Source organism: Ornatilinea apprima (assembly GCF_001306115.1).
Lineage (GTDB): Bacteria > Chloroflexota > Anaerolineae > Anaerolineales > Anaerolineaceae > Ornatilinea > Ornatilinea apprima.
The window spans coordinates 210,456-235,764 of the sequence record NZ_LGCL01000016.1 but is presented as its reverse complement, the minus strand read 5'-3'; the positions used below and the strand labels follow the sequence as shown (position 1 = coordinate 235,764).

Annotated in this window: 19 protein-coding genes; 8 read left to right on the top strand and 11 right to left on the bottom strand. The window is 51.4% G+C overall.

The features are described from left to right. Nucleotides 1-43: 43 nt before the first annotated feature. The 8 genes from ADN00_RS06145 (at nt 44) to ADN00_RS06110 (ending at nt 11,449) form a co-directional block, all read left to right on the top strand. A complete protein-coding gene (locus tag ADN00_RS06145) occupies nt 44-1,429 on the top strand; it encodes a DUF58 domain-containing protein (RefSeq protein WP_160317476.1) in 1,386 nt (461 codons plus the stop codon). Between the two features lie 6 nt (nt 1,430-1,435). After that, entirely contained in the window at nt 1,436-3,664 is a 2,229-nt protein-coding gene (locus ADN00_RS06140) for a transglutaminase TgpA family protein (RefSeq protein WP_075062079.1), read from the top strand. A gap of 368 nt (nt 3,665-4,032) precedes the next feature. After that, entirely contained in the window at nt 4,033-5,025 is a 993-nt protein-coding gene (gene metA / locus ADN00_RS06135; RefSeq protein WP_075062078.1) for a homoserine O-acetyltransferase MetA, read from the top strand. Between the two features lie 2 nt (nt 5,026-5,027). Further along, nucleotides 5,028-6,329: an O-acetylhomoserine aminocarboxypropyltransferase/cysteine synthase family protein gene (locus ADN00_RS06130; protein ID WP_075062077.1), complete on the top strand. Its 1,302-nt coding sequence runs from the start codon at nt 5,028-5,030 to the stop codon at nt 6,327-6,329. 143 nt (nt 6,330-6,472) lie between these two features. Next, the gene (locus ADN00_RS20410; RefSeq protein WP_160317475.1) at nt 6,473-9,184 is read left to right on the top strand and encodes a LuxR C-terminal-related transcriptional regulator; all 2,712 of its coding nucleotides are present in this window, start codon (nt 6,473-6,475) and stop codon (nt 9,182-9,184) included. A gap of 120 nt (nt 9,185-9,304) precedes the next feature. Then, nucleotides 9,305-9,703 carry a hypothetical protein gene (locus ADN00_RS19970; protein ID WP_075062075.1) on the top strand — a complete coding sequence of 133 codons (399 nt, stop codon included), beginning with the start codon at nt 9,305-9,307 and terminating at the stop codon, nt 9,701-9,703. Between the two features lie 14 nt (nt 9,704-9,717). Further along, nucleotides 9,718-11,205, top strand: a complete 1,488-nt coding sequence (locus tag ADN00_RS06115; protein ID WP_075062074.1) for a phytoene desaturase family protein — start codon at nt 9,718-9,720, stop codon at nt 11,203-11,205. A gap of 4 nt (nt 11,206-11,209) precedes the next feature. After that, entirely contained in the window at nt 11,210-11,449 is a 240-nt protein-coding gene (locus tag ADN00_RS06110; RefSeq protein ID WP_075062073.1) for a hypothetical protein, read from the top strand. Between the two features lie 306 nt (nt 11,450-11,755). Here ADN00_RS06110 and ADN00_RS06105 read toward each other — a convergent pair whose 3' ends face one another. The 11 genes from ADN00_RS06105 to ADN00_RS06055 form a co-directional block, all read right to left on the bottom strand. After that, on the bottom strand, nt 11,756-12,712 hold the full coding sequence (locus ADN00_RS06105) for an ABC transporter permease (RefSeq protein WP_075062072.1): 957 nt from the start codon (nt 12,710-12,712) through the stop codon (nt 11,756-11,758). Beyond that, nucleotides 12,709-14,211, bottom strand: coding sequence for a sugar ABC transporter ATP-binding protein (locus ADN00_RS06100; protein WP_075062071.1), 1,503 nt, complete (start codon nt 14,209-14,211; stop codon nt 12,709-12,711). Before ADN00_RS06100 ends, ADN00_RS06105 begins: the two co-directional genes overlap by 4 nt. A 62-nt stretch (nt 14,212-14,273) precedes the next feature. Continuing rightward, complete coding sequence (locus tag ADN00_RS06095) at nt 14,274-15,758, bottom strand: rhamnulokinase (RefSeq protein WP_075062070.1); 1,485 nt, start codon at nt 15,756-15,758, stop codon at nt 14,274-14,276. 21 nt (nt 15,759-15,779) lie between these two features. Beyond that, nucleotides 15,780-16,688, bottom strand: a complete 909-nt coding sequence (locus ADN00_RS06090; RefSeq protein WP_075062069.1) for a glycyl-radical enzyme activating protein — start codon at nt 16,686-16,688, stop codon at nt 15,780-15,782. Then, on the bottom strand, nt 16,685-19,096 hold the full coding sequence (locus ADN00_RS06085; RefSeq protein WP_075062068.1) for a glycyl radical protein: 2,412 nt from the start codon (nt 19,094-19,096) through the stop codon (nt 16,685-16,687). Before ADN00_RS06085 ends, ADN00_RS06090 begins: the two co-directional genes overlap by 4 nt. A gap of 168 nt (nt 19,097-19,264) precedes the next feature. Continuing rightward, on the bottom strand, nt 19,265-21,223 hold the full coding sequence (locus ADN00_RS06080) for a substrate-binding domain-containing protein (RefSeq protein WP_075062067.1): 1,959 nt from the start codon (nt 21,221-21,223) through the stop codon (nt 19,265-19,267). A gap of 146 nt (nt 21,224-21,369) precedes the next feature. Then, the gene (locus ADN00_RS06075; RefSeq protein WP_075062066.1) at nt 21,370-22,092 is read right to left on the bottom strand and encodes a class II aldolase/adducin family protein; all 723 of its coding nucleotides are present in this window, start codon (nt 22,090-22,092) and stop codon (nt 21,370-21,372) included. A 9-nt stretch (nt 22,093-22,101) separates the two neighbouring features. Continuing rightward, nucleotides 22,102-22,980, bottom strand: coding sequence for a 3-hydroxy-5-phosphonooxypentane-2,4-dione thiolase (gene lsrF / locus ADN00_RS06070; protein WP_075062065.1), 879 nt, complete (start codon nt 22,978-22,980; stop codon nt 22,102-22,104). Between the two features lie 64 nt (nt 22,981-23,044). Beyond that, entirely contained in the window at nt 23,045-23,608 is a 564-nt protein-coding gene (locus ADN00_RS06065; RefSeq protein WP_075062064.1) for a C-GCAxxG-C-C family protein, read from the bottom strand. 64 nt (nt 23,609-23,672) lie between these two features. Continuing rightward, entirely contained in the window at nt 23,673-24,440 is a 768-nt protein-coding gene (locus ADN00_RS06060; protein ID WP_082389926.1) for an SDR family NAD(P)-dependent oxidoreductase, read from the bottom strand. An 11-nt stretch (nt 24,441-24,451) separates the two neighbouring features. Next, on the bottom strand, nt 24,452-25,255 hold the full coding sequence (locus ADN00_RS06055) for a DeoR/GlpR family DNA-binding transcription regulator (protein ID WP_075062063.1): 804 nt from the start codon (nt 25,253-25,255) through the stop codon (nt 24,452-24,454). Nucleotides 25,256-25,309: the final 54 nt, after the last annotated feature.

Below are 25,309 nucleotides of genomic sequence, written 5' to 3'. Positions count from 1 at the left end.
GCTATAATTAGGGTTAAGTCCTTCCTCTTCTCAACGGAGCATGATGATGTGGACAAAAGGCGGGTTTCTGAAATCCCTGGGCAAACCCTTTTTATGCTGGTTCCATTTCCGCGCGCAAAATGCTGAAGTTCACATACACGCCCAGGCCAACGCCCTGATCCTCCTCTGGCTGCCTGCTCTCCTCTGGTACGCGCTGACCCTAAACGCGGTCCCGGCTGTATGTTTCTGGTCACTGACCTTCTCTATTCTTTTCTCCTATTATTGGGTGCGCCAGAACGCCTTGTTCCTGAACGGGAGACGCGAACTCAAATACGCCGCCTTCCAGGTGGGCGATCTGTTGGAAGAAGAAGTGCGCCTGGAGAATTCCTCCTGGGTGCCGGTCATCTGGGCGCGCTTCAAAGACCAATCTTCCATCCCCGGCTACACCATCCGCAGCGTGCGAACCGTGAGCGGCCAGGAGACCAGCCAGTTCACTTCCACCACCCTTTGCGAGCAGCGCGGTGTGTATTCGCTGGGTCCCTGGACGATCCAAATGGCCGATCCACTGGGGCTGTTTCTGGCATCCCAAACGTACACCGACGTGAAAGAAATTGTGGTCTACCCTCCCCTGGCCGTCTTGCCCGGGCACCTGCTCGCCCATCACCAGACGCGCGGAGATCTGCGGCGCATGCGCCAGGCCCTGGAGGCGGAAACCATCAATGCTTCAACCGTCCGCGCTTATCATCCAGGCGACCCCTTGAAGCGCGTCCATTGGCCATCCAGCGCCCGGCGCCAGCAGTTGTATATCAAAACCTTTGAGCCTGAAACCAGCTCGCGCGTCTGGCTCATCCCCGACCTGGATGCCGCCACACAGATCGGAAACGGCAAAGACTCCACCCTTGAAGCCGCCGCCATTCTCCTGGCCTCCCTGGCGAACCAATTGCTGCGCGATCGCCTGGCTGTTGGGCTTTTTGCCCGCGATGAACAGCCGAGGGTTGTTCTTCCCGAGCGCGGCCAGGCTCACCTGTGGACGCTTTTACGGGCCATCGCTCCCCTGAAAGCGGTAAAGGGACAGACCTTGCGAAAAACCATCCGCGAATCAAAAGCCCTGATCTCAGAAAATGATCTAATGGTGATCATCACGCCTTCGATTGAGACAAAATGGACTGAAGAAATCGCGGTATCTGCCCGGCTGCGCGGGGTTGACGTCTTGCTGCTGGATGCGCAATCCTTTGGCGCGGAGTTCAGCGCCCGCGGCGCTTTGCAATCCTTGGTTCACCGGGGAATCGCCTGCCAGTTGGTGCAGAAATCCGATATTCGCCCCCTGCCGGCCAGTTACGGCGCTCTGCGCCGTTGGGAATTCAAAACCCTCGGCACCGGCAGGGTCATCGTACAACAATCGCCGCGCTCAGCCGGTCCGCGCATCACCCGTTCCAATCCTTTGGACTAATCGACCATGCAAGCCATTTTCTCAACACCCTGGCAGGATGTACTGAAAAAGAAGTGGGACAAACTGATCCTGCTCGGACTGGTCTTGCTGATTGCCCTGACCGTTGTGCAGCGGTCTCACCTGACGCGCGGCATCACCCCGGTAACCACCTGCGCCCTGCTTGGGTTTGTGTTGGGCTGCCTGCTGTCCGCCACCCGATTTTCAAATGGATTCGCCATCCTCTACACCTTGATTCTGGCACATTTCACAGCCCTTCAAGCGACCTTCCGCTTTCTGCCCCGCTTGCCGGCAGGGTTCTCTTTTTGGCAGTGGCTTGATCTGTTAAATCTTCATTTTTTCACCGCGCTGCAAACGGTGTTTTCTGCGCTGGGAGACCACTTCACAGCCGGCCATCCACTGCCCGACCGCGTCATTCAACTGTTGATCGGTCTCTTCGCCGGGCTGGCCTGTTCCTGGTTGGGCTGGCAAACCTTCAAACAGAAACGCTCTTTCGCGGGTGTCCTTCCGCTGGGGATCGGAACCGTGATTCTGATGCAGATCACCGGGCAAAACGTCAATTTACTGTTCTTGTTGATTATCTTTGTTGTCATCTTAACCTGCAGCACCTCCGCGGAGCGCATCAAAGCCCAGTGGGATCAAGAATCCCTGCCCTACCCCTGGGACTTTGGTTTGGATTGGGTCTCCAGCATGTTTGTACTGGCCTTGCTGGTAGGCGGCTTTTCGTTTTTCTTTTACCTGGCGGCGTCCAGAGAAGGCTGGCAAAAGATTGACGACTTTATCGACCGCTTGCGCCCCCAACCGGCTCAGGTGATCTCAACCCAAGACGATGATTCATCAGATCGTATCCAGCACAACGACGTGGACGCGTCTACCGCCGATTTGCTGGTGCGTTTTACGCCCCCGCCCACCCTCACCACCTCTGTTCTCAGCGTCAAGCTCAGCGATCCCCCGCCCTTGCCGCCTGAAGTGAGCAGAGAAACCGGACCAACCTACTACCTGCGGGGAGAGATCTATGGCGAGTATACCGGTAACAGCTGGCTTCCCGCGCCGGTGGAAGACAGCGTTCCTCCGCAAGTGGATTCCCAAGCGCCCACCCCCGGCCGCTATGTGCTGGAGCAGGAATACACCATTCTCGCCAGCCAATGGGGCTTTTTATATGCTATCAACCAGCCCGTGGCAGGCAGCGATTCTTTGACCTTTCTCCAGGTTGGTGATGAGCCATCCTTCCTGCTCCAATCCGAATCCGACCAGTACCGGGTCGTCTCATGGGCTGCTCGTTTATCAGCAGACCAGCTCGCCGCCGCTGGGACCGAGTATCCGTCTGAGGTGCTTTCGGCCTACACCCAACTGCCCGAAACATTGCCCAAGAGGATTAAAGCGCTGGCACAGACGATCACCGAGGGCAGCGAGAGCAGCTTCGAGCAATCCCTGCTCATTCAAAATTACCTTCGTTCCAATTATTCATACAGCCTGGAGATCACCCCGCCCCCTGCCGGTCAGGATGTGGTAGAGTATTTCCTCTTTGAAGAAAAACAGGGCTTTTGCAGTTACTACGCCTCATCCATGGTGGTCATGCTGCGCTCGCTGGGCGTTCCCGCCCGGGTGGCGGCAGGCTATGTGACCGGGGGATACAATTACTACGAAAATGCCTACATCATACCGGCTTCCAACGCGCACGCCTGGGTGGAAGTCTACTTCCCTGGTTTCGGCTGGGTGGAATTTGAGCCGACCACTGCCCGCGCCGCCCCCAATTACGGCCCGCTGGTTGGTGAATCGACTGCGCTGGAAGAATCGCCAGCCAGAACAGGCCCAACCGCACTGTTCTCATGGAAAAATGGCCTGCCAGGCCTCTTACTGGGTTTGGCTCTGGTGTCAGTGATTTGTCTATACGCAATCTATCGCCATAAAACATCACTCCAGGCGACCTCCGCGACGCGGCAGTACGCGCGCGTCCGCTCTTTTTTAAGCCGGCTGGGCTTCAGCGCGCCTGCCTCGCTCACCCCCCTGGAATATGCCGACATGGTCACCCCCCGCCTCGCTGATTGGCCCTGGCTGCAAGACCTGCTCCGCGCTTCCACCCGCCTGTACGTTTTTGAAGTGTACAGCCCAACACCACCAGACGCCGCGCAGCAGGTAGAGCTGCGCAGAAAGTGGCAGGATTCCGGCCCGCAAAGACTGAAACTGCGCGCCAGCCATTTCCTCCACCGCGCTTTCCAATCTGAACGCGAGGATTGAGCGTCTCATTCTCCAACCACAGACCCGCTCTCTTGACCCCTCACCCGGCCCAACTCGCGCTTGGTTTGTTAATGAATTGTTATTAAATCAAACCAGGATTGACAATCTCCGAATAATCATGAATAATCACAACAATCCTTTATCACCAATTTTAACGAAACGAATCATGCAATCTCAATCTGCCGCCCGAAAAATTCTAACTAATAACTCCATGATGATGGCTATGGTCATGTGCGGGCAAATCCAGGCGGCAGCGTTCGTGGATCGGCCATAGACTGGCTGATCATCGAAAGAGAAAGGTTTCTCGGGGCTGCCGCCAACGGCAGCCCTTTTTGTTTTTATTTCAACTTTTTTGAAAGGAACACATCATGCCGATTAAAATCCCCGATCAACTGCCCGCCAAACAGGTATTGAAGAATGAAAATATCTTCGTCATGGACGAAGACCGCGCCCTGCATCAAGACATTCGCCCGATCAAGATCGTCATTCTCAATCTGATGCCCACTAAAATCACCACCGAAACGCAGCTCCTGCGCCTGATCGGCAATACCTCCCTTCAAGTGGAGGTCACGTTACTGCGCACCGGTTCTCACCAAAGCAAAAACACTTCCGAAGAGCATCTGCTGGCCTTTTACCAGACGCTTGACCAGGTTCGCGACCAGAAATTTGACGGCCTGATCGTTACCGGCGCGCCAGTCGAGCACCTGCCGTTTGAGCAGGTGGATTATTGGGACGAGTTGAAAGAGATCATGGACTGGGGCTACAACAATGTGTTCGCCCACTTCTACATTTGCTGGGGCGCGCAGGCCGCGCTGTATCACCGCTACGGCGTTCCCAAATACCCCTTGCCGCGCAAGCAGTTCGGCGTTTTTGCCCACCAGGTGATTGAGCGCGACACCATGCTGCTGCGCGGGTTTGACGATGTGTTCTACGCCCCGCACTCGCGCCACACCGAAGTCCGCCGCGCTGATATCGAAAAAGTCAGCAGCCTGAGACTTCTGAGCGAATCAGAAGAGGCGGGCGTTTATATCGTTGCCAGCCAGGACAACCGCGAAGTCTTCGTTACCGGCCACTCCGAGTACGATCCATTCACCCTCAAGGCCGAATATGACCGCGACGTGAACGCCGGGCAGCCGATTCACGTTCCCGCCAACTATTATCCCGCGGACGACCCCACCCGATCCCCGGTGGTCCGCTGGAGATCGCATGCCAATCTGCTCTATGCCAACTGGATTAATTATCACGTCTACCAGGAAACCCCCTACGACCTAACCCAATTAACCACCTTCAACCCAACACGGGTTGACCAGCCGGTTACTAATACCCTTGAATCATCCGGTTCCCCTATCCACCAGGAGTGACCATGCTTACCAACCAACAACCTCGCCCGTTTGGGTTTACCACCCGCCAACTGCATGCCGGGCAGCAGCCCGATCCCGCCACCAACTCGCTGGCCGTGCCCATCTACCAGACCACCTCATACGTATTCAATAGCACCGAGCACGCCGCCAATCTCTTTTCCTTGAAAGAATCCGGCAATATTTATACCCGCATCATGAATCCCACCAATGACGTCCTCGAGCAGCGCATCGCCGATCTGGAAGGCGGCGCGGGGGCGTTGGCAGTTAGTTCCGGGCACGCCGCGCAGGCACACGCCATCTTTACCCTGGCGGGCGCGGGCGATCATATCGTCTCTTCGTCCACACTCTACGGCGGAACACACACCCAATTCGCGCACAGCTTTAAGCGCCTGGGCATCGAAGTTACCTTCGTCAACCCCCGCGACCCCGAAAGCTTCCGCCGCGCCATTCGCGACAACACCAAACTGATCTACGGCGAAACGCTCGGCAACCCGCAGATCAATGTCTTCCCCTTTGAAGAAGTGGCCAGCATCGCCTGCCAATCCGGCATTCCGCTGATGATCGACAACACCTTTGCCACCCCTTACCTGGCGCGCCCGTTTGAGTATGGCGCCAACATTGTCGTTCACTCGGCTACCAAATTCATTGGCGGGCACGGCACCTCTCTCGGCGGGCTGATTGTGGACGGCGGCAATTTTGAGTGGAAGGGCAATCCGCGCTTCCCCAATTTCAACACGCCCGATGAAAGTTATCATGGCCTGGTCTTTGCCGACCTGGCCGAAAGCGGCACGCCGCCCTACATCACCAAAGCCCGCGTGCAGGTGTTGCGCGACTTCGGCTCCAGCCTCGCGCCTTTCAACGCTTTTCTCTTCCTGCAAGGCCTGGAGACCCTCAGCCTGCGCATGGAACGCCATGTGTCCAACGCCCAAAAAGCGGCTGAATTTCTGGAAGCGCACCCCAAAGTCGCCTGGGTTGCCTACCCCGGCCTCAAAACCAGCCCCGACTACGCCGCCGCCCAAAAATATCTTCCCAAAGGGCCGGGAGCCATTCTCGGCTTTGGAATCAAAGGCGGCGCGCCAGCCGGCATGAAATTTATTGAAAGCCTGAAGCTGTTCAGTCACCTGGCCAATATCGGAGATGCAAAAAGCCTGGCCATTCACCCGGCGACCACTACCCACAGCCAGCTCACCGAAGAACAACAGATCAGCGCCGGCGTTTCGCCAGATTTCATTCGCCTCAGCATTGGCCTGGAAGACATTGAAGACATCCTCTGGGATCTAGACCAGGCGCTGCAAGCGGCCTAGCCAATCAAAGGAAACCGGTTCTTCTGAAAAATTGAATGGAGAGCCGGTTTTTCGCTTCCTGCTGGCAGGCGGAAAAACACTGTTCCTCATCAGCCAGAAAAAAACATGCCAGCCGCCCGGATTCATGCTATTCTTATAACAATATGCGCCCAGATATCCTTTCCACCAAGCTTTTCATCCCGGCGTACCCGGCAAACCACGTGCTCCGGCCGCGGCTGACGGATCTTTTGCGGCAGTTAAACCAGCCCGATGGCAGGGTTGTTGTGGTTTCTGCCCCGGCTGGGTATGGAAAAACAAGCCTGATCGCCAGTTGGATTCATGCTCAAAAATGCAATACCGCCTGGATCTCATTGGATGAACGAGACAATCAGATCGTTCAATTCTTTGCCTATCTTATTGCCGCGCTGGAAAGGATTGGCATCTCCATCGATCAAGCCACCCGTGAATTGCTTGAACTGCCAAACATACCGGTTAATGAACTGGCGTTGGATGTCCTTAAGGATTGTGGATGCTTCGCCCAGCCTTTTATACTGGTGTTGGATGATTATCACCTCATTCATGAGAAATCGATTCACGAGGTGTTGCGGCATTGGATCCAATCGTTCCCGGCCAATGCGCGCATCGTAATCATCAGCCGCCAGGATCCGCCCTTCCCGTTAGCCCGCTTGCGCGCCAGTGGCCAGTTGATCGAAATTCGCCAGGCGGATTTGCAATTTAGCACTCAGGAAATTGTGGATTTCTTCAACCAGGTCATGAGCTTATCGCTTTCTACCAAAGAGCTAACCATCCTGGAAAAAAGAACGGAAGGTTGGATCGCCGGTTTGCAAATGGCTGCCCTGGCACTGCAAACCAGCCGTGACCGCGAGCAATTCTTCCGCGACTTTTCGGGCACGCACCGCTTCATCCTGGATTATCTGATAGAAGAAGTGCTGGCGAAACAAAGCGAGTCCACTCAAAAATTTCTCTCCCACACCTCCGTCCTGCGCCAATTCAACGCAGACCTTTGCGCCGCCCTCTTACAAGAAGAGCAGTTCTCTGCCGCCGGCTGCCAGGCGATGTTGGAGAAGATTGAAAGAACCAACCTGTTCATCATCCCCCTGGATGAAACCCGGCAGTGGTACCGCTATCATCACCTTTTTTCGGATTTACTGGTCGCAAGGCTCAAATTTCAAGCACCGCAAGTCTGGACAGAATTGAACCGGCGTGCTTCAGCCTGGTACGATGATCACCAAGAATCGAAGTTGGCCCTCGACCACGCCCTGGCCGCCCACGATTTTGAATACGCCGCCGACCTGATTGAGAAATATGTGGTCACGCATTGGCGCGTAACTGACTTGACCTTTTTCATGGCTGTTAAACAGCTGCCCGATGAATTGCTGTCGCGCCGCCCCGGTCTGTGCTTGCAAAATGCCTGGATTGGTGTCATCACCGGCCAGCTTGACCTCACCCGGCGCATGCTTGACATGACAGATGCCTCGCTTGCTTCCCTCCAACAGAAAGAATCCGCCCGGCTGGCGCCTGAGGAAAGAGGAATGCTGGCCTTTTCCCGCGTCTTGTGGGCCTACCTGGACGACATGGACAACCAGCACGTCCAAGTGGACCCAACCTTCAAAAACGCGATCCTCTCCGTGCCGGAAGAAAACGTGGGCATGCGCAACAGCATCGCGGTGGTAATTGGCAGCATTTTCTTCATGGAAGGCGAATTCAAGCAGGCCGTGGACTTCTTTCGAGATGCCATCGACAGAGATATCGCCAACAACGGCACCAACGCCATTCCCATCGCCGCCTCGCGCTGGGCGCGCGTCTGGGTGGTGGAGGGGAAACTGCGCGCCGCTCACGACCTTTGCGCTCAATACGAAGCGTATGTCCGCGAGCGCGATATTCGCCGTTATTACGTGGCGGGTAATTTGCTCATCTTGCGAGCTGGGATTCTGCGCAGTTGGGGCCAGTATGATCTGGCAGAAAAACTGGTTAACGAAGGCCTGGCGCTGCACCGCAACTGGCCGGTTCCCCAGGGCGTGTTTATCGGGCTGGTAACCCTGGCGCATATCCATTTGAACCGCTCCAATTGGGAGGAATGCGCAGCCTGCCTGGAGCAGGCCAAACAGATGACTCTCACCATCCAAATTCACCCGGAATTTATGGCTTATTACCAATCCGTTCTGGTGAGATTATGGTGCGCACAAGGCAACACCCCTGCCCTCCAACAGTATCTCAACCAATGTGAAGAAGGGGACGATTCCTTTCGCTTTGAAAGCCGGCGGCTATCCCAAGTCAGAGCCTTAATCGCCCTGGAACGTAAAAAGGAAGCCGTTGAGATTCTCACCAGGGTCGCGGCGCACGCACAGGCCGCTGGTCGCAGCGGTCACCGAATCGAAGCCCTTACGTTGCTAACCGCCTGCCAGCCCGAAGACCAGGCGCTGGCCTCGCTGGAAGCTGCCCTGCAGCTGGCGCAGCCCGAAGGATATGTCGTGTTATTTGCGGAAGCCGGTGAGGCAGTCGCCAATCGCCTGGTCGAGCTTCAGCACCGCCTGCGTCAACAAACCGAAAGTCACTCTTTAGCCGCCTATGCGCGCAGCCTGTTGGAATTCATTCAAAGCGGTCAACCCGCCTCTCCAGCGCCCCCCACAAAAATTGAAACCAGCCTAACCGCTTCCCTGGTCGAACCGCTCACCCCCCGTGAGATCGAAGTGTTGCGCCTGACCGCTGAAGGGCTTTCCAACCAGGAAATCGCCAATCAGCTCTTCATTTCCATTCGCACGGTCAAAAAGCATCTGCAAAACGCTTATTCCAAGCTGGATGCCAAAGGCCGCGTGCAGGCCATCAACCGCGCCCGCGAACTCCAACTCTTCTAATCCCACCAAAAAAAATACGCCCCTCAATACGCCTTGCGGACACTGACTCACAACCCGCCCAAGGGGTATATTCATGCTGTGATACCGAACGCTTTGAATAAAAGAAAGTGAGTCTAACAAATGAAAACCTCTGTTCAAGCCCCCCTCTTTAACGGTTTGATCCTGCCCATCATTCTTGGTCTGCTGATCGCCGTCATCGCTTATGCTAATCTCAACAACCGCAGCCTGCCGCTGATTAACTCTCCACGCGCCGCGCTGATCGCCATCCTGATCATTGGAATGACGATGTGCGCTCTGGGCGGGATTGGCCAGGTGGGTGCCAGCGGCAAATGGGCTTCGCCCTTCGCGATTGCCGGCTACCTGCTTGGCGCCGGGTTGCTGGTTGTCTTGATTGGTGGCCTGGCAGGCTGGCATCTGCCTCTCATCGCCACTCAAAAGGATGCCGTCTCGGCTGCTTCGCTGCTGATTTTGGTCAAATTCATCATCGGCACCCTGAGTTACTTCTTCCACTTTCTGTAGGCTTTGAGGAAACCATGGCACAACAACCAGTTTTGGTCATCATCGGCGCTGGCATCGGCGGACTGGCGGCAGGCGTGTACGCCCAGATGAGCGGTTTTGAAACCCACATTTTTGAGCAGCATACCATCCCCGGCGGATTCTGTACCTCGTGGAAACGCAAGGGATATCTTTTCGACGGCTGTATTCACGACCTGGCTGGGGCCGGTAGCAACTCGCCCTTGAATCACCTCTGGCAGGAATTATGCCCGGACCGGCTTGAGAACATTCATTATCACGATGTCATAACCCAGGTGGAAGACTCTCATGGGCACCACCTGACCGTCTATGCCAACATTGACCGCTTTGAAGCCCATCTCAAATCCATCGCGCCGGAAGACGCGGGGGTGATTAAAGAATACTGCGCAGCCGCGCGATACTTTCTGGCCCACGACTTTTACGCTCTGCAAGAAGCCACCCCAGCCGATTTCCTCCAGTGGTTTCCACACCTGCCATTTTTATTCCGCTGGGGCAGGCAAAGCCTGGAACAGGTAGCCCGCAAATTCAAGAATCCCTTCTTGCGCGAGGCCTTTCCGAAAATTCAATACAACTTTGCGGGCTGCCCCGCCCTTGTCCAGATGGGATTTCTGGCCGCCCAGCATAAAAAAGAAATGGGCTGGCCGGCAGGCGGTTCGCTGGCCTTCGCGCAGAGCATTGCCCGGCGCTTCACCCGGTTGGGCGGGCAGCTGCATTACCATTCCCGCGTTCGCAAGGTCCTGGTGGAAAATGATCAGGCCTGCGGCGTGGAGCTGGAAGACGGGCAGCAGCAGCGCGCTGATTGGGTCATCTCCGCCGGAGATGGGCACACAACCATTTTCAAGCTGCTGGAAGGCAAGTACACGAACAAGTTTCTGCGGCACTACTACACCTGCGCGCCAGACGAAAATTCCATGAACTTGCAAGTCAGCCTGGGGATCAACCGGAACCTATCCGGCCTTCCGCGCGCGATCTTTTATCACCTCGAGCAGCCGGTATCCATCGCCGGGCATGAGGTCAAAGACCTGGAAATTGAAATTTATAATTACGACCCGTCCATTGCCCCCCAGGGAAAATCCGTCATCCGGCTGCTTTCAACCTCGCCCTATTCATATTGGAATGCGCTGGGATACGGCAGTGAAGCCTATCAGCAGGAAAAACAGAAAGTGGCAGACGCCTTCATTGATCTGCTGTTACAGCGCTTCCCGGATATTCGCCAGGATATTGAGGTAGTTGATGTTGCCACGCCGATTACCTCTGAACGGTATACGGCCAGCTATCACGGTCTGCAAGCCTGGTATCCGGAGGGACAATTTGGCCGTATTCTGATGAAGGGCATTTCGCCCAACCTGCCAGGGCTTAAACGCTTTTCCATGACCGGGCAGTGGTCCAACGGCATGATGGGAATCAATTCAGTTGCCATCACATCCCGGAATCTGATTCGATCCCTTTGCAAAAAATTCAAAATGCGCTTTGAAACAACCGGGTAAAACAATGAATACGGTTAACCCAAAGTATTATGAGATTGAAATCCTGGAACCGATTGACCCATGCTGGGCGGAATGGTTCTCCGGCCTGGAGATTGCTACACAGGCGGAAAACAACATCAAAAAAACGCTGCTGCGGGGCACCTTGCCAGACCAGGCATCTCTTTATGGCGTTCTGGGCAGGATTCAAAGCCTGAACCTGACCTTGTTGTCCGTTCGATGGATAGTCAACCCAGAAGACCGTTAACTTGTTTTTTCAAATGGTCTGCTCTTCTCTTCACGGAGAGACTTCATAATCTGTGCTTTCTACCAAAGGATGAAAAAGCGCTGAAAGGCAGGGTTGTAAACAAGAAGAGAAGGTGATTGGAATTGGATGCCAGAGCCTCATGGATAGATAATAGCAGACCTTCACAATTGTTGCTCACAAACGGCTAATCGGATGGTCAAACGGCTGGAGCAATTAGGATTCCATTTCTCACTTCAGGACTCCCTTGCTCCAGCCGCTGTAAAAATACTATTCAGGCCAGCTTTATTGATTGGAAATTGTTGCTACCTAATTGTTCTTCTTTTCGTTAATTTTGTCCATGAATACCGCGATAATGATCACTGCTCCAATGATGATTTGTTGGAAGAAAGAAGAAACATTGAGAATCGTTAACCCGTTCCTGAGAATACCCAACATGAGCGCTCCAACCAGGGTTCCAATGATCTTTCCTTGCCCGCCAGAGAGCGCGGTTCCACCAATCACTACAGCAGCGATTGTATCCAACTCGTATCCAGTACCCGCTACGGGCGTGGCGTAATTTAAGCGCGCCGTGAGTAAGACTGCGCCAAGGCCAGAAAACAAACCCGAGAACAGGTAAACGATCATTTCAACAACTTTCACCTTCACACCCGAAAGTCGAGCCGCGTCTCTGTTTCCGCCAATGGCGTAAATGTGCCGCCCAAATTTCGTCCGTTCCAGGATAAAGAACATAATCACATAGATGATCAGTGTGTAAAACACAAAGCTTGGAATGCCGGCGACGCTTGTGGAGGCGATTTTCTCAAAACTTTGGGGCAATCCCGCGACGGGTTTACCTTCATTCAACGCCAGACCGAACCCGCGCGCAATTCCCATCATACCGAGTGTCGTGATGAATGCGGGTACCCGTCCATAGCTGATGATGACGCCATTGATCAGGCCAAAAACGATACCCATAATCACACCCAACACAACAGCCACAGGGATGGAAACACCCGCAACCATCAGGAGGCCGATTCCAATCCCTACCGCGCCGACAATGGAACCAACACTCAGATCAATGCCCGAAGTAAGGATAACCATCGTCTGACCAACGGCAATGATCGCGATAATCGCGGATTGAACGATAATATTTAGAACATTATTGATGCTGAGGAAGTTTTCATTCAATAATGAAAAAGCAATGAAGATGATCAAGAACGCCAGGTAAAGACTATACGACTTGAGCACTTCAAAGATATTCTGTGTTGATTTGGATGGATTCATTTGCATTGTCTCCCAATAGCGTAATTCAAGATTGTTTCCTGGCAAAGATTAACATCGTTTTCAAGAATCCCCCCAACTTTTCCCTGGTGCATAACAATCACCCGATCCGACATCTTGATAATTTCGACCAGGTCTGAACTGATCATGATGATCGAAGCACCCGCTCTAGCAAGGTCTTCCATAATTGAATAAATTTCCTGTCGAGCGCCAACATCAATCCCACGTGTTGGCTCATCAAAAATGTAGATATCCGCGCCCGAGTTCACCCATTTCGCGATCACAACCTTTTGTTGGTTTCCACCGCTAAGGTGCTTAATCAACATTTTGATGCCATTGGTTTTGATATTGAATTGCTTTACCAGGTCATTTGCGCAATCTTCCTCTTTCTCAGTATTGATCAACCCTCCCTTAATGAGTTTATCCAGGCCGGCAAGCGTGGCGTTTGTTTTGACATCATGTTTTACAATCAGGCCTTCATTCTTCCTGTCTTCGCTAAGATAAACGATTCCATGACTGATCGCATCACAAGGCTCTTTGATTTTGACCTGTTTCCCCTTGATCGTGATAGTTCCCCTCGTGGGTTTATACTCTCCAATGATGCACTTCGCCATCTCAGTTCGCCCTGAGCCCACCAGGCCGGCAACACCGAGGATTTCCCCTTTCTTGAGCGTGAAGGAAATACCCTCTATCAAATTTCGACAACTTAAATCTTCAACTGAGAGCACATCCTCATTCTTATCAATAAACGATTCCGTTCTCTTCTCAAATTCAACCGTTCGTCCAACCATCATCCGAACCAAGTCACAATCCTCAACTTCGGAAAGCTTAACGGTAGCGATGTAGTTCCCATCTCTCAGCACTGTGCAACGGTCGCCAATTTGTTTCAATTCCTTCATACGATGAGAGATATAGATGATACCTACCCCATTGGTACGCAATTCACAAATGATTTGAAAGAGTTTTTCAATCTCTCTCTCCGTTAGGGTAGCTGTCGGTTCGTCAAAAACCAGAATTTGGACCTGAGACATGATCGCTTTGGCAATTTCGACCAACTGCATTTGCGCAACAGAGAGGTCTTTTACCAGCGTCCTGGGGGAGACATCTAATCCCACTCGTTCGAGTGCACGCTTGGCTTCTTTTATGCAGCGATTTTTATCAATGACTCCAAGCGCATTGGTGTATTCTTTGCCAAGAAAAAGGTTCTCATAAATGGACATAAATGGATTCAGGTTGAATTCCTGGTAAATCACACCGATCTTGTAACCAAATGCATCGGAAGGATTTTTTATGTCAACTTTTTCTCCATTAATCAGAATCTCTCCGCTCGTTTTCGTGTATGCGCCTGATAAGATTTTGATTAAGGTCGATTTGCCCGCTCCATTTTCGCCAAGCAAAACATGAACTTCTCCTTTGTTTAATGACAAGTTCACATCTTGAAGAACCCATACACCAGAAAACTCTTTGGATATATTTCGCATCTCTAACAAGCAATCGGTCATATAACTTCTCCAATAATCAGTTTTTGTGTAATGTAAGAGGAAAAACTGGTGGTGAGGTCAGCTCAAACCTGTAATTTATTTTCGTAAAAATCCTTGTATCGGGCGTCAATCAAGTGACTGTCTCGATCAGGATCAGGATAAAAAGACGAGATTGACTCAGAATTTCTGACCATTTCACGAATTTCGGCTAATCCAAAACCAGGAATGTGCGAAACCAATTGAACACCAATATTGCCTAACGAGGTAGCCTCTTTGGGGCCAGAAAAAACTTTCTTTCCGGTCAGGTCAGCGGTCAATTGGTTCAAATAGGCGTTCTGTGATCCACCGCCAACGATATAAATGGAAGAATAGTCCTTGCCCGTGACTTCCTGGATTTGTTCAATCGTTCTCCGGTAAGTGTAGGCAAGCGAGGCGTAGGTGGATGAAAGCACTTTTTCAATTGGAGCGTTATCGTCTTTCATTAACTCGCGAATGGCAGCGATCATATTTTTCGGGTTAAAAAGCTCATAAGAGTTCGGATCAAACAGGCCTGGCTCTCCTTGATAACTTCGCGCCAATCCTACGATCTCATCCCAGGTATATTTCTCGCCCCCCGATTCAAGATCTCTGCGAATACACTGCAAAATATGCATTCCCGCCGAATTTTTCAGGAGCGTGATGGTGTTGAATACGCCGCCTTCATTGGCAAAATCACGTTCGTACACTTCCTGTGTGATCTCCGGCGCTTGCAGTTCGGTGCCAATCAATGACCAGGTTCCTGAGCTGATGAAGAGAAAATCTTCTTCCTGCGCAGGAACAGCCGCCACCGCGCAAGCGGTATCATGTGAGGGCACGCAGATCACCGGGCAAACCGGAATACGCAACTCGTCCGCAATGGACTGCTTCAGCATCCCGATCACCTCTCCATGTTGTTTGAGGGGTTTGCACATCTTCTTTGGAATACCAAAACGATCTAGTACGTCCTCAGCATACTGCTTATTTCTCATATCGAATAACTGCGTTGTGCTCGCGATGGAAAACTCTGTGAATTTTTCACCCGTAAAGAAGTAGCTGAGCAGGTCTGGAACCATCAACAAATGCCTGGCAATGCCAAAAAGGTCAGGCATGATCCGCTTGATTCCGGTCAACTGGTATAGAGAATTGATCCGGTTATTCTGAATGCCGGTTTGATCAAATACCCAACGCTTTTCTTCTGCGGAAAGACCCGAAAGCTGTTCCTCGCCAATGGAATTCCGGTAACACAGCGGATTCGCAAGCAGATACCCATTTTCATCCAGAAATCCGAAATCAACCCCCCAGGTACAAATTCCAATGGAATCAATATGCCCTGCTCTGACAAAGGCTTCTTTCAGTCCTTGCTTCAATCCTTCATAAACATGCAGAATATCCCAGTAGTACAGACCATTGATCTCGATCGTGTTATGAGGGACCTGCAAAATCACTTCCATATTCGTGCGGACACCATCAAAGGTACCCAGAACAGTACGAAAGGAAGAATTACCGCAATCAAAAGCTACGCAATTAATGGGTTTTGGCAAAGATGTCATTATGAATCCTCTATTTGAGATCTAATGCGCGCCTATCCGAACGTCAACACCAATTTGTGCGCCCAGGTCTTTTAGATAAGTAAGGGATTGTTTTGAAACGGGTTTTACATCAGCCAAAGGATACATTCTTCCCAGGCCGCGGTATTTTGTCATGCCAAGCCGGTGATATGGAAGGACCTCGATCCACTTTAGGTTCCTTAGCCTGGAAGCCCATTGATAGATCTGCTTCTGTGTCTCATCATCGTCATTGACGCCAGGGATAAAAGGAATGCGAATGATGAACTGCTTTCCAAGGTTATCAATCATCTCAATGTTATTGATGATCAGTTCGTTTCGCACACCGGTAAACTCCGCGTGCTTGTAAGGATCAAAGTGCTTTACATCAACAAATACCAGATCGATGTATTCTAAGGCCCTTTTCACAATTTCTTTATCAGCAAAAAGGGTAGTTTCGATCGCTGTGTGAATTCCGCGCTCTTTGCACTCGCGTGTTAACTCGCGTACAAAAGCAGTCTGCAGCAATGGCTCACCACCAGACAGAGTAACTCCACCCTGGGTAGCATCATAGAACATTTTGTCTCGTTCTATAATATTCATCACGTCGCAGACTTCCATCTCTTCTCCGCTTAATTCTCGGGCGCCGTAATAACAGGCATCCACACACAAACCACACAGCATGCACCTGTCTGGATCCGTGATCAATCCAAACTCATCATCAACTTTGATGGCACCTTGTGGGCAATTGGCAATGCAGCGCCCACAAGATGCGCACCTGTTTTGAAAGTAAAGGATTTCTGGTGCGCAACTCTGCGATTCCGGGTTTGCGCACCATTGGCAATTCAAAGGGCAACCTTTTAAGAAAACCAGTGTCCTGATACCGGGGCCGTCCTGAAGCGCATAACGCTCAATACTAAAGACAACTCCGGTCATACATCCAGTTCCATTCGTTCAATCAGGTCATCCTGGCAGCGGGGATCTAATGGAGTGAACAAGCAGCTGTACCCAGAGACCCGGACAAGGAGATCACGATAGTTTTCCGGATGAGCTTTCGCGTCAATCAACACTTCATTGTCCACAACATTAAACTGGACCTGCTCTCCGTATTTCTCGAACAAGACCTTGATTAATCCGTTCACTCTGGCACGGCCTTCCGCGGATGTAAGGATGCCATTGCCAAGACGCATGTTGAGAATGGCGCCTTTCTGGAACCAGATGCTGGGCATTTTGCCAACCGAGTTGATAGCCGCGGTCGCGCCTGTTTTTTCTGCGCCATTGCAAGGCGACATGCCATTATTCACGGGTTTTCCAGCTTTTCGGCCATTGGGGGTTGCGCCCACTGCCGCTCCGAAGGCAACATTTCCAGTAACCGGGCTCTGACTGTAAGAATAGCAGCACGGTACCGGTCCTTTTCCATACCTCGAGTTTTTGAAATCATTCCGATAAGACGAGCCAATGAAATCAGCAACTTTCATCGACCATTTGTCCGCTTTGTCATCATCATTACCGAATTTTGGTGTTTTGTTGAGTAACAATTGGCGGATCTCTTCACCGGTTGGCGTCGTGGTCTGGTCTTCGAAATTGGTTCGCAAAGCATGTAATAACTGTTCACCGGTGATGATTTTCTTCTCAAACACCGCGTATTCAATCGCCGCCAGAGAATCCCCGGCAGTAATTGTGCCGCAAGTCGGGCCTCCGTCAGCAGAATAGACCGAACCGCCTTCAATCAACGACAGACCTCGCTCGATGCAATCATGCACCAAAGAAGAAGTGAATGCGTTGATATCAATCACTTTATGCATTTCGTCATTGATATGCTCTGTGATCACTTGCAATTCCATGAAGTAATGCAACTGTTTCTTGAAGGCTTTGAAAATTTCATCAGCAGACTTGAAAGTGGTAAGGTCGCCATCTCCGGGTAGAAGAGTAATACCCGTCGCAGGATCTTTGCCATTGTTCAGGGTAATCTCAAGAACTTTCGCTACGCTCAACCAAGATCCTTTTGCGGCAAAATCCCACTTGCCAGGAATGGATGCTTCGATGCAGCCGACAGGCGCCCAATTCCAGGCATCTTTCTTGTCCACGCCCATTTCCAGGAGCGTTCGAATGAACGCCTTGTCATTGTAAAAAGCGGGCATACCGCCTTTGTGCACCTGGACGACCTCAAGCGCTTTTTCCATGAACTTGTCGTCCGTTCCCTCAAACCATTTCACAGAAATCGAGGGAGTGAACAATTTCACATCGCCGCATGCTTCCAAAACAAGGTACGAAAGATCATTAACGGCGTCCTTGCCATCCTCGGTCTGCCCACCAATTGCCAGGTTGATAGCCATGTGATAACCGAGGAACATGGAGGTATCAGGCCAGGAGCGAAGCTTATTTAATTCATTACACTTAATAATGAAGGCTTCGATGAGTTCTAGCGCACCATCACGGGTTAATGCGTTATTCTTGATATCAGCTTCATAAAGACCATATAAGAACTGGTCGAACCGCCCAATCGAGTTGGCATGTCCATTCGATTCGATATGTATCAGCAGCAATGTGAACCAAACAGATTGAACCCCTTCCCAAAATGATCTGGCAGGGTTAGCCGGTACGTTCAGAGTCACTTCGGCAAGTTTTTCCAACTCCGCTTTTCTTACCGGGTCTTTCTGCATTTCTGCCAGGCGCTTACACTCTTTCGAAAATCGCTGTGAGAAGCGGATCGCTGCTTCGTTGGCGATGATGACCGACTGCAGGAACCAGTGCTTCTTAATCGCATCCGGCTGGGTCAAATCAAGCTTCGCAAGGTGATTCTTGGCATGCTCGATCACTCCCGTGAGTCCTACCTTTAAGACCCACTCAAAATCCACCAGGTGGTTGCCAAGAGCGGCTGAAGAGACCCAGGTATCATCAATAACTGCCATATCCCAGGCTTGCTTGCATTCCGTGGGAAGGTTCTTTCGCAGGTTTTCGAAGACGGTTTTCCCTCTCCAATAATCCAATAATCCCAGGATTTCCGCCTTGGTCTCATCGGTGCAAATGAAATTATCGCCCGGGCGGGCATCAAGTGGGTAAGGGTTTCCCGCAAATTCGTTAACAATCCAATCAATCGAGTATTCAGGATAAACAGGAGCAGAGCGCGGTTTACTAGCCAGGTTGCCAACAATGAGTTCATCATCTGCGACAAAGATCGTCATATGGTCAAGAACATTGGCAAAAGCTTTTGCCCGTCTTAACGCAATATGCTCACCCTCTGTTTCCTTCATCGATTGGGTAAAATACCTCGCTCTTTCTGGACATACTTCGGGGGTAGTGTCGAAATAACGTTCTCGAAGAGTATTAATACGCTTATTCATTTAATTACCTCCTGGCTTGAGATCCGCACGGTTAATATATCAAATATATTGTAACAAAGAAAACATTATTTTGTTTCTTAGACCTGGAATTTTCATTCCAGGTCTAAGATTGGAGAGAAATTTGCTGAACCAGATTTGAATGCTTGCTACAAGTTCAGCTCAATATGTCTATTTGAACTGATTTAAGTAGGTCATGAAGTCGTCAACGTTTTCCGCCGTGATCGGGCGGGTTTCGGTGTAGGTGTAATCCGGCATGCTTCCGCCATCCAGCAAGGTCATCGCAGCCTGGACACCCTGGATACCCATCTCGGCCGGGAATTGAGCAATTGTCGCTGCCATTTCGCCAGCTTTGACCGAGTTCAATGCTTCACCAATCGCATCATAACCAATCACTTTGATGTCTTTGCCAGCTTCTTTCGCGGCGCGGATCGCGCCCAGTGCCATGTTGTCATTGCTCGCGAAGATCAGCACCAGATCGGGATTGGCCTGGATCATGTTCTGGGCAGCATTGTAACCCTTCTCAACTTCCCAGTCCGCCGAGGCTTCCGCTACAACTTCCAGCTTGCCGTTCACTACATCATAGAAACCATTGCGGCGGTCAGCGGCGTTCTGCTGTCCAGCGATACCGGTCAGAATGGCTACCTTGCCAGTGCCGCCGGTGATCTCAAGCGCATATTCACCCGCCAGTTTCGCACCGTCGTAGTTGTTCGTTCCAATGAACGGAACCGGTTTCAGACCATTGCTCTTCACCAGTTCAGCATCCAGCGCCGTATCCAGGTTGATCACGGGAATGCCCGCTTCTTCGGCTTTCTTAAGAGCGGTCATCAAACCCACCGAGCTGCTCGGAACGATGCAGATGGCGTCAACTTTGTTCGTGATCATGGTCTCCACGATCTGCAGCTGTTCTTCCGCGCTACCGTGCGAAGTCCCAGCCTGAACCTGCAGCTTGACACCCAGTTTATCCGCTTCCTGCTGCGCGGCATTCACCATCGTGATGAAGTACTCGTTGTCCAGCGTCATCGGAATGAAGCCAATCGTAACGTCTTTTGCAGGCGCGGCTTCAGCAGCGGGTTCTTCCACAGCCTCTGCGGTCTTGAACTTGGCAAGGTAGGTCATGAAATCGTCAACGTTTTCCGACGTGATCGGGCGAGTCTCGGTGTAGGTGTAATCCGGCATGCTTCCGCCACCCAGCAAGGTCATCGCAGCCTGGACACCCTGGATACCCATCTCGGCCGGGAATTGAGCAATTGTCGCTGCCATTTCGCCAGCTTTGACCGAGTTCAATGCTTCACCAATCGCATCATAACCAATCACTTTGATGTCTTTGCCAGCTTCTTTCGCGGCGCGGATCGCGCCCAGTGCCATGTTGTCATTGCTCGCGAAGATCAGCACCAGATCGGGATTGGCCTGGATCATGTTCTGGGCAGCATTGTAACCCTTCTCAACTTCCCAGTCCGCCGAGGCTTCCGCTACAACTTCCAGCTTGCCGTTCACTACATCATAGAAACCATTGCGGCGGTCAGCGGCGTTCTGCTGTCCAGCGATACCGGTCAGAATGGCTACCTTGCCAGTGCCGCCGGTGATCTCAAGCGCATATTCACCCGCCAGTTTCGCACCGTCGTAGTTGTTCGTTCCAATGAACGGAACCGGTTTCAGACCATTGCTCTTCACCAGTTCAGCATCCAGCGCCGTATCCAGGTTGATCACGGGAATGCCCGCTTCTTCGGCTTTCTTAAGAGCGGTCATCAAACCCACCGAGCTGCTCGGAACGATGCAGATGGCGTCAACTTTGTTCGTGATCATGGTCTCCACGATCTGCAGCTGTTCTTCCGCGCTACCGTGCGAAGTCCCAGCCTGAACCTGCAGCTTGACACCCAGTTTATCCGCTTCCTGCTGCGCAGCATTCACCATCGTGATGAAGTACTCGTTGTCCAGCGTCATCGGAATGAAACCAATCGTAACGTCTTTTGCAGGCGCGGCTTCGGCAGCGGGCGCTTCAGCAGCGGGCGCTTCGCCAGCAGCGGGCGCTTCGCCAGCAGCGGGCGCTTCAGTAGTAGCGACGGGCGAACATCCGGACATCACAACCAATAGTGTGATTAACAAAACAAAGATAATCGACTTTTTCATTTGAATCCTCCACTCCTACTCAACATTGTGTATTAATCGCTTAATTCTTTTCTTACAGATACTCCGATTGATAAGCGTTTCACCTCACTTTCTAAGGCACATTTATGTATGTCCCTTTTCTGAAGAGCGGGGATATAACCAATGGCTTATTGCTCTTGAGGAAAGTACAGGTCAACCATGGAAACATTCACACCCGGCATACCGATCATGGGCAGGTTTCTCGTTTTCATGGTATTTTCAAGATTCTGAACATCCTCTCTGGACAGCTCTTTAAGCCCGCCGACCGCCAACGCTTGCAATATTGAGATAGAACTGACTTCCAGAATATCCACCAATTGCAATGTCCTAACGATGTCGGCTGAGCTTAGAATGGTCAAGCCGTGATTTTCCATGAGAAAAGCGTTGTACTTCTTTACAAAGGGAGCGAAGTTGTCTGCCAACTTCTGGGTCAGAGGTTCGCCATAAGGTACAAGCGGAACTGGACCCACTTCTGCCACTGTCTCAGGATAGATAGGTCTCATCAACCAGTTGGGGCCTTTGAGAATGGTGAAGGTGTTGGTGTAAGGTGGGTGACAATGAATCACCGACTTGATATCCGGACGGTCCCGGTAGAAGTTGATGTACATCGGCACTTCGCCGGTGGGTTTGCGCGTTCCCTCTACGATATGACCTTCCAGATCGATAAAGACAAGGTCCTTTTCAGTAACGTCGCATTTGGTTACGCAGGTGGGGGTGATAATAAGCAGGTTTTCTTCCAACTTATAAGAGAGGTTACCACCCTGGCTGGTAACATACATCCGGTCAGCCAGACTCTTGCAGACTTTAAGGAAGTCATGGACCTCGTTCGAATATTTCTGTAAGTAGCTCATGAGGTTCGCTTATCTCCCGTCATTCTTGATCGTCTGGTACAGATCGTAGGCTTTCTCCGGTGTTTCATTTCCATGCACGATCGCCTTAACCGCCTTCATCATCCCAATCGGCGAATCGGATTGGAAGATATTGCGTCCCATATCCACACCGGCAGCTCCCTGACTGATGGCGTTATAGGCCATCTTCAGCGCGTCCAGTTCAGGCCGCTTCTTTCCACCCGCGATCACAATCGGCACCGGGCAGGACGCGGTCACGGTCTCAAAATCTTCTTCCACATAATAGGTCTTCACATATTGGGCACCCAGCTCGGCACAAATACGGGTGGCCAGGCGGAAGTACTTGGCGTTCCGTTCCAGGTCCTTACCGACCGCGGTAACGGCCAGAGTGGGAATACCGTAACGCAAGCCCGCGTCTACCAGACGGGTCATGTTCACGACAGAGCGGGATTCAAATTCGCCGCCAATGAACACCTGGATAGCCGTGGCGCATACACCCAGGCGGATGCAGTCTTCCATATCCATGGCAATCTGTTCATCTGATAACTCTTTGAGAATACTCGGCCCACCAGATGCCCGAATCACTACCGGTATGGTAAAAGACGGGGGCACAACTGTCCGCAAGATTCCCCGGGTGCACATCAACACGTCGGCTTCTGGCATCAAGGGCAAAATATTCACGTCGACCCGTTCCAACCCAGAGGTAGGGCCTTGGAAGTAGCCGTGATCGATGGCCAGCATTACAGTGCGTCCATCATTGGGATTAAAGATCCGCGCCAGGCGATTCTTCATTCCCCAATCCAACTCAGAAGAACCTTTCAAGAAAAACAGCTTTCCCTGCTGAGGAATATCCTCGTAATAGTTCTTACCTTCATGATCTGCTTCAGGCATTGACTCTTTACTCCTATAAATAAAGCTCGTCGGATTTTTCTACTTGTTGCTTTCGGGCCGCCTATTATTTCTTGGTGTCAATCAAATATTGAAAATCTTCCAGGGTCAGCCCTTGCGCTTCAATTTCATCCAGGATCAATTCAGCAGCCCAGCGGGCTCCATCACCGACCGCCGCGCAGCAGCCATCTTCGCGTTCATGGGCGCCGGCATCTCTAAACGCCTGTTTGTCTTCATCATTGCGCAGATTAAAAGCACGGCCATAGATTTTCTTATGGATCTCACCACAGATAACCGTTCCATATTTCTCCATGTATTTGTCATGCAAAGCAGCTGCCATGCGGAATGAAACATATTTATCTGCCCGGCCCTTTTTGCTGGCTTCTTCTTCCCGGGTTCGACCGAAGAACATGCTCATGGCAATGATCCCACCGGAAACGCCACCGCAGTTCCCGTCAATACACTCTCCAGCCCCACCGGCCAGGCCGCTAGCCGATTTGTAAACAATGTCATTTTGAATGCCCAGCGCGTCTTGAACGGCAGCAATCGTACATTGGGCACACCCTCGGACGTCATGCTCTCCCTGAAATCCCAACCGATATGCTTTTTCCAAAATTTCTACTTTGTTCATTTTCTTTTCTCCTTACTAATATGTTTAGACATGCTCGTAATCGTTGAGCTAATCTTTAGCTGACCTATTTATAGGTAGATCCACCATCAACAATGATGTTCTGTCCGCTGATAAAACCGGCATACTCAGACGCGAGGAACAGCACCATATACGCCACGTCTTCAGGTGTGCCAAACCGCCCAATCGGAATTCGCTGAATATATTTGTTGCGTTTCTCTACATCCGGCTCCTTATCCCTTAACAGGTCAGTTTCAATCAGCGCCGGCAGTACCGCATTGACGTTGATGCCTTTGGGCGCAAGCTCCTTTGAAAGAGCCCTGACCATACCATTGATACCGGCTTTGGCAGCAGAGTAAGCAACCGACCCTCCACCACCGGTAATCGAGCCTGCCGATCCGATAAAGATGATCTTGCCCGAACCTTGCGAGATCATATGTCGGCTGGCGGCCTGTGTAATGTAAAAGGCACCGCTCAAGTTCACTTCGATACCGCTCTTCCATAAGTCCGGGGTCATACTTTCCACGGTCGCTGGTCTGGTGAACCCGGCACTGTTCACAAGAATATCCAGGCCGCCGAAGCGCTCCAGCGTTTTCGCAACCAATTGATCCATTTCTTCCGGTGAAGCGACATCACCGCCAAAGGAATCGACCACACCGCCGATATTATGAACTTCCTGCTCTAACTGCTTCAGTCCTTCAATGTCTTTTTCAACCGGCAAATAGTCAACCATCACATTTGCACCATTAGCGGCAAACATATAACTAATCGCCGCACCAATGCCACGGCTGCCACCAGTAACAATCACAGTTTTCCCTTTGAAATCCAGATTCATGAATATTGCTCCTATGAGGTGTATTGGTTATTGTCTTGATTGGCAATAATGAGCTCGATACCGCGATCTACGAGAATCTCGCGATACTCCTTGGAAATACCATCGTCGGTAATGATCGTGTCAACATCATCAAGCTCGGCAAAATGGGTAACACTGATTTTTCCAAACTTTGTCGAGTCAGCAACAAGAATGATATGCCTGGCGGATCGGATCATCTCCCGCTTGATGGCCGCCTCGTAGTCAAAAAATGTTGTTAAACCCATTTCAGGATCGAAGCCGCCCGTAGAAATAAAAGCCTTGTCTGCACGGGTATTGCGGATGAGCCCATAGTTTTCAACGCTGTGGAAAATATTCGAATCCCTATGGAACAAACCTCCCAAAAGGATCAGGTTGGTATTGGCCCGTGGATAGAGCTCCATGGCGTTTGTGAAGGTATAACAAAGCGCGGTAATTGGAAGATCAGGGTTCAGATTTTTAGCCACGAATGGGGTTGTGGTACCTGAATCCAGAAAGATTGTCTCGTGAGGCCGGACCAGTGAAGCCGCTTTGATCCCGATTAAGTTTTTTTCGCGGGTATTCTTGGTGATCTGCTCCCCAAGAATATATGGATACCGTACGCTTGTATTTGGATCCAGCAGCACAGCACCGCCATGAGTTCTATTGACAACGCCCTGTTCCTCAAGCGTATCCAGGTCTCTACGGATGGTCATTTCTGAGACATGCATCATTTCAGAGATTTCTTTGACCGAAATCTCGTTTTTCTGTTGCAGAAGATGGGTAATGGCACTAATTCGTTTTTTTCTCTCGAAAGACATAAATCACCCGAATTTATCCCAAAAATCTAACAAATAACCATAAAATTGTTCGTT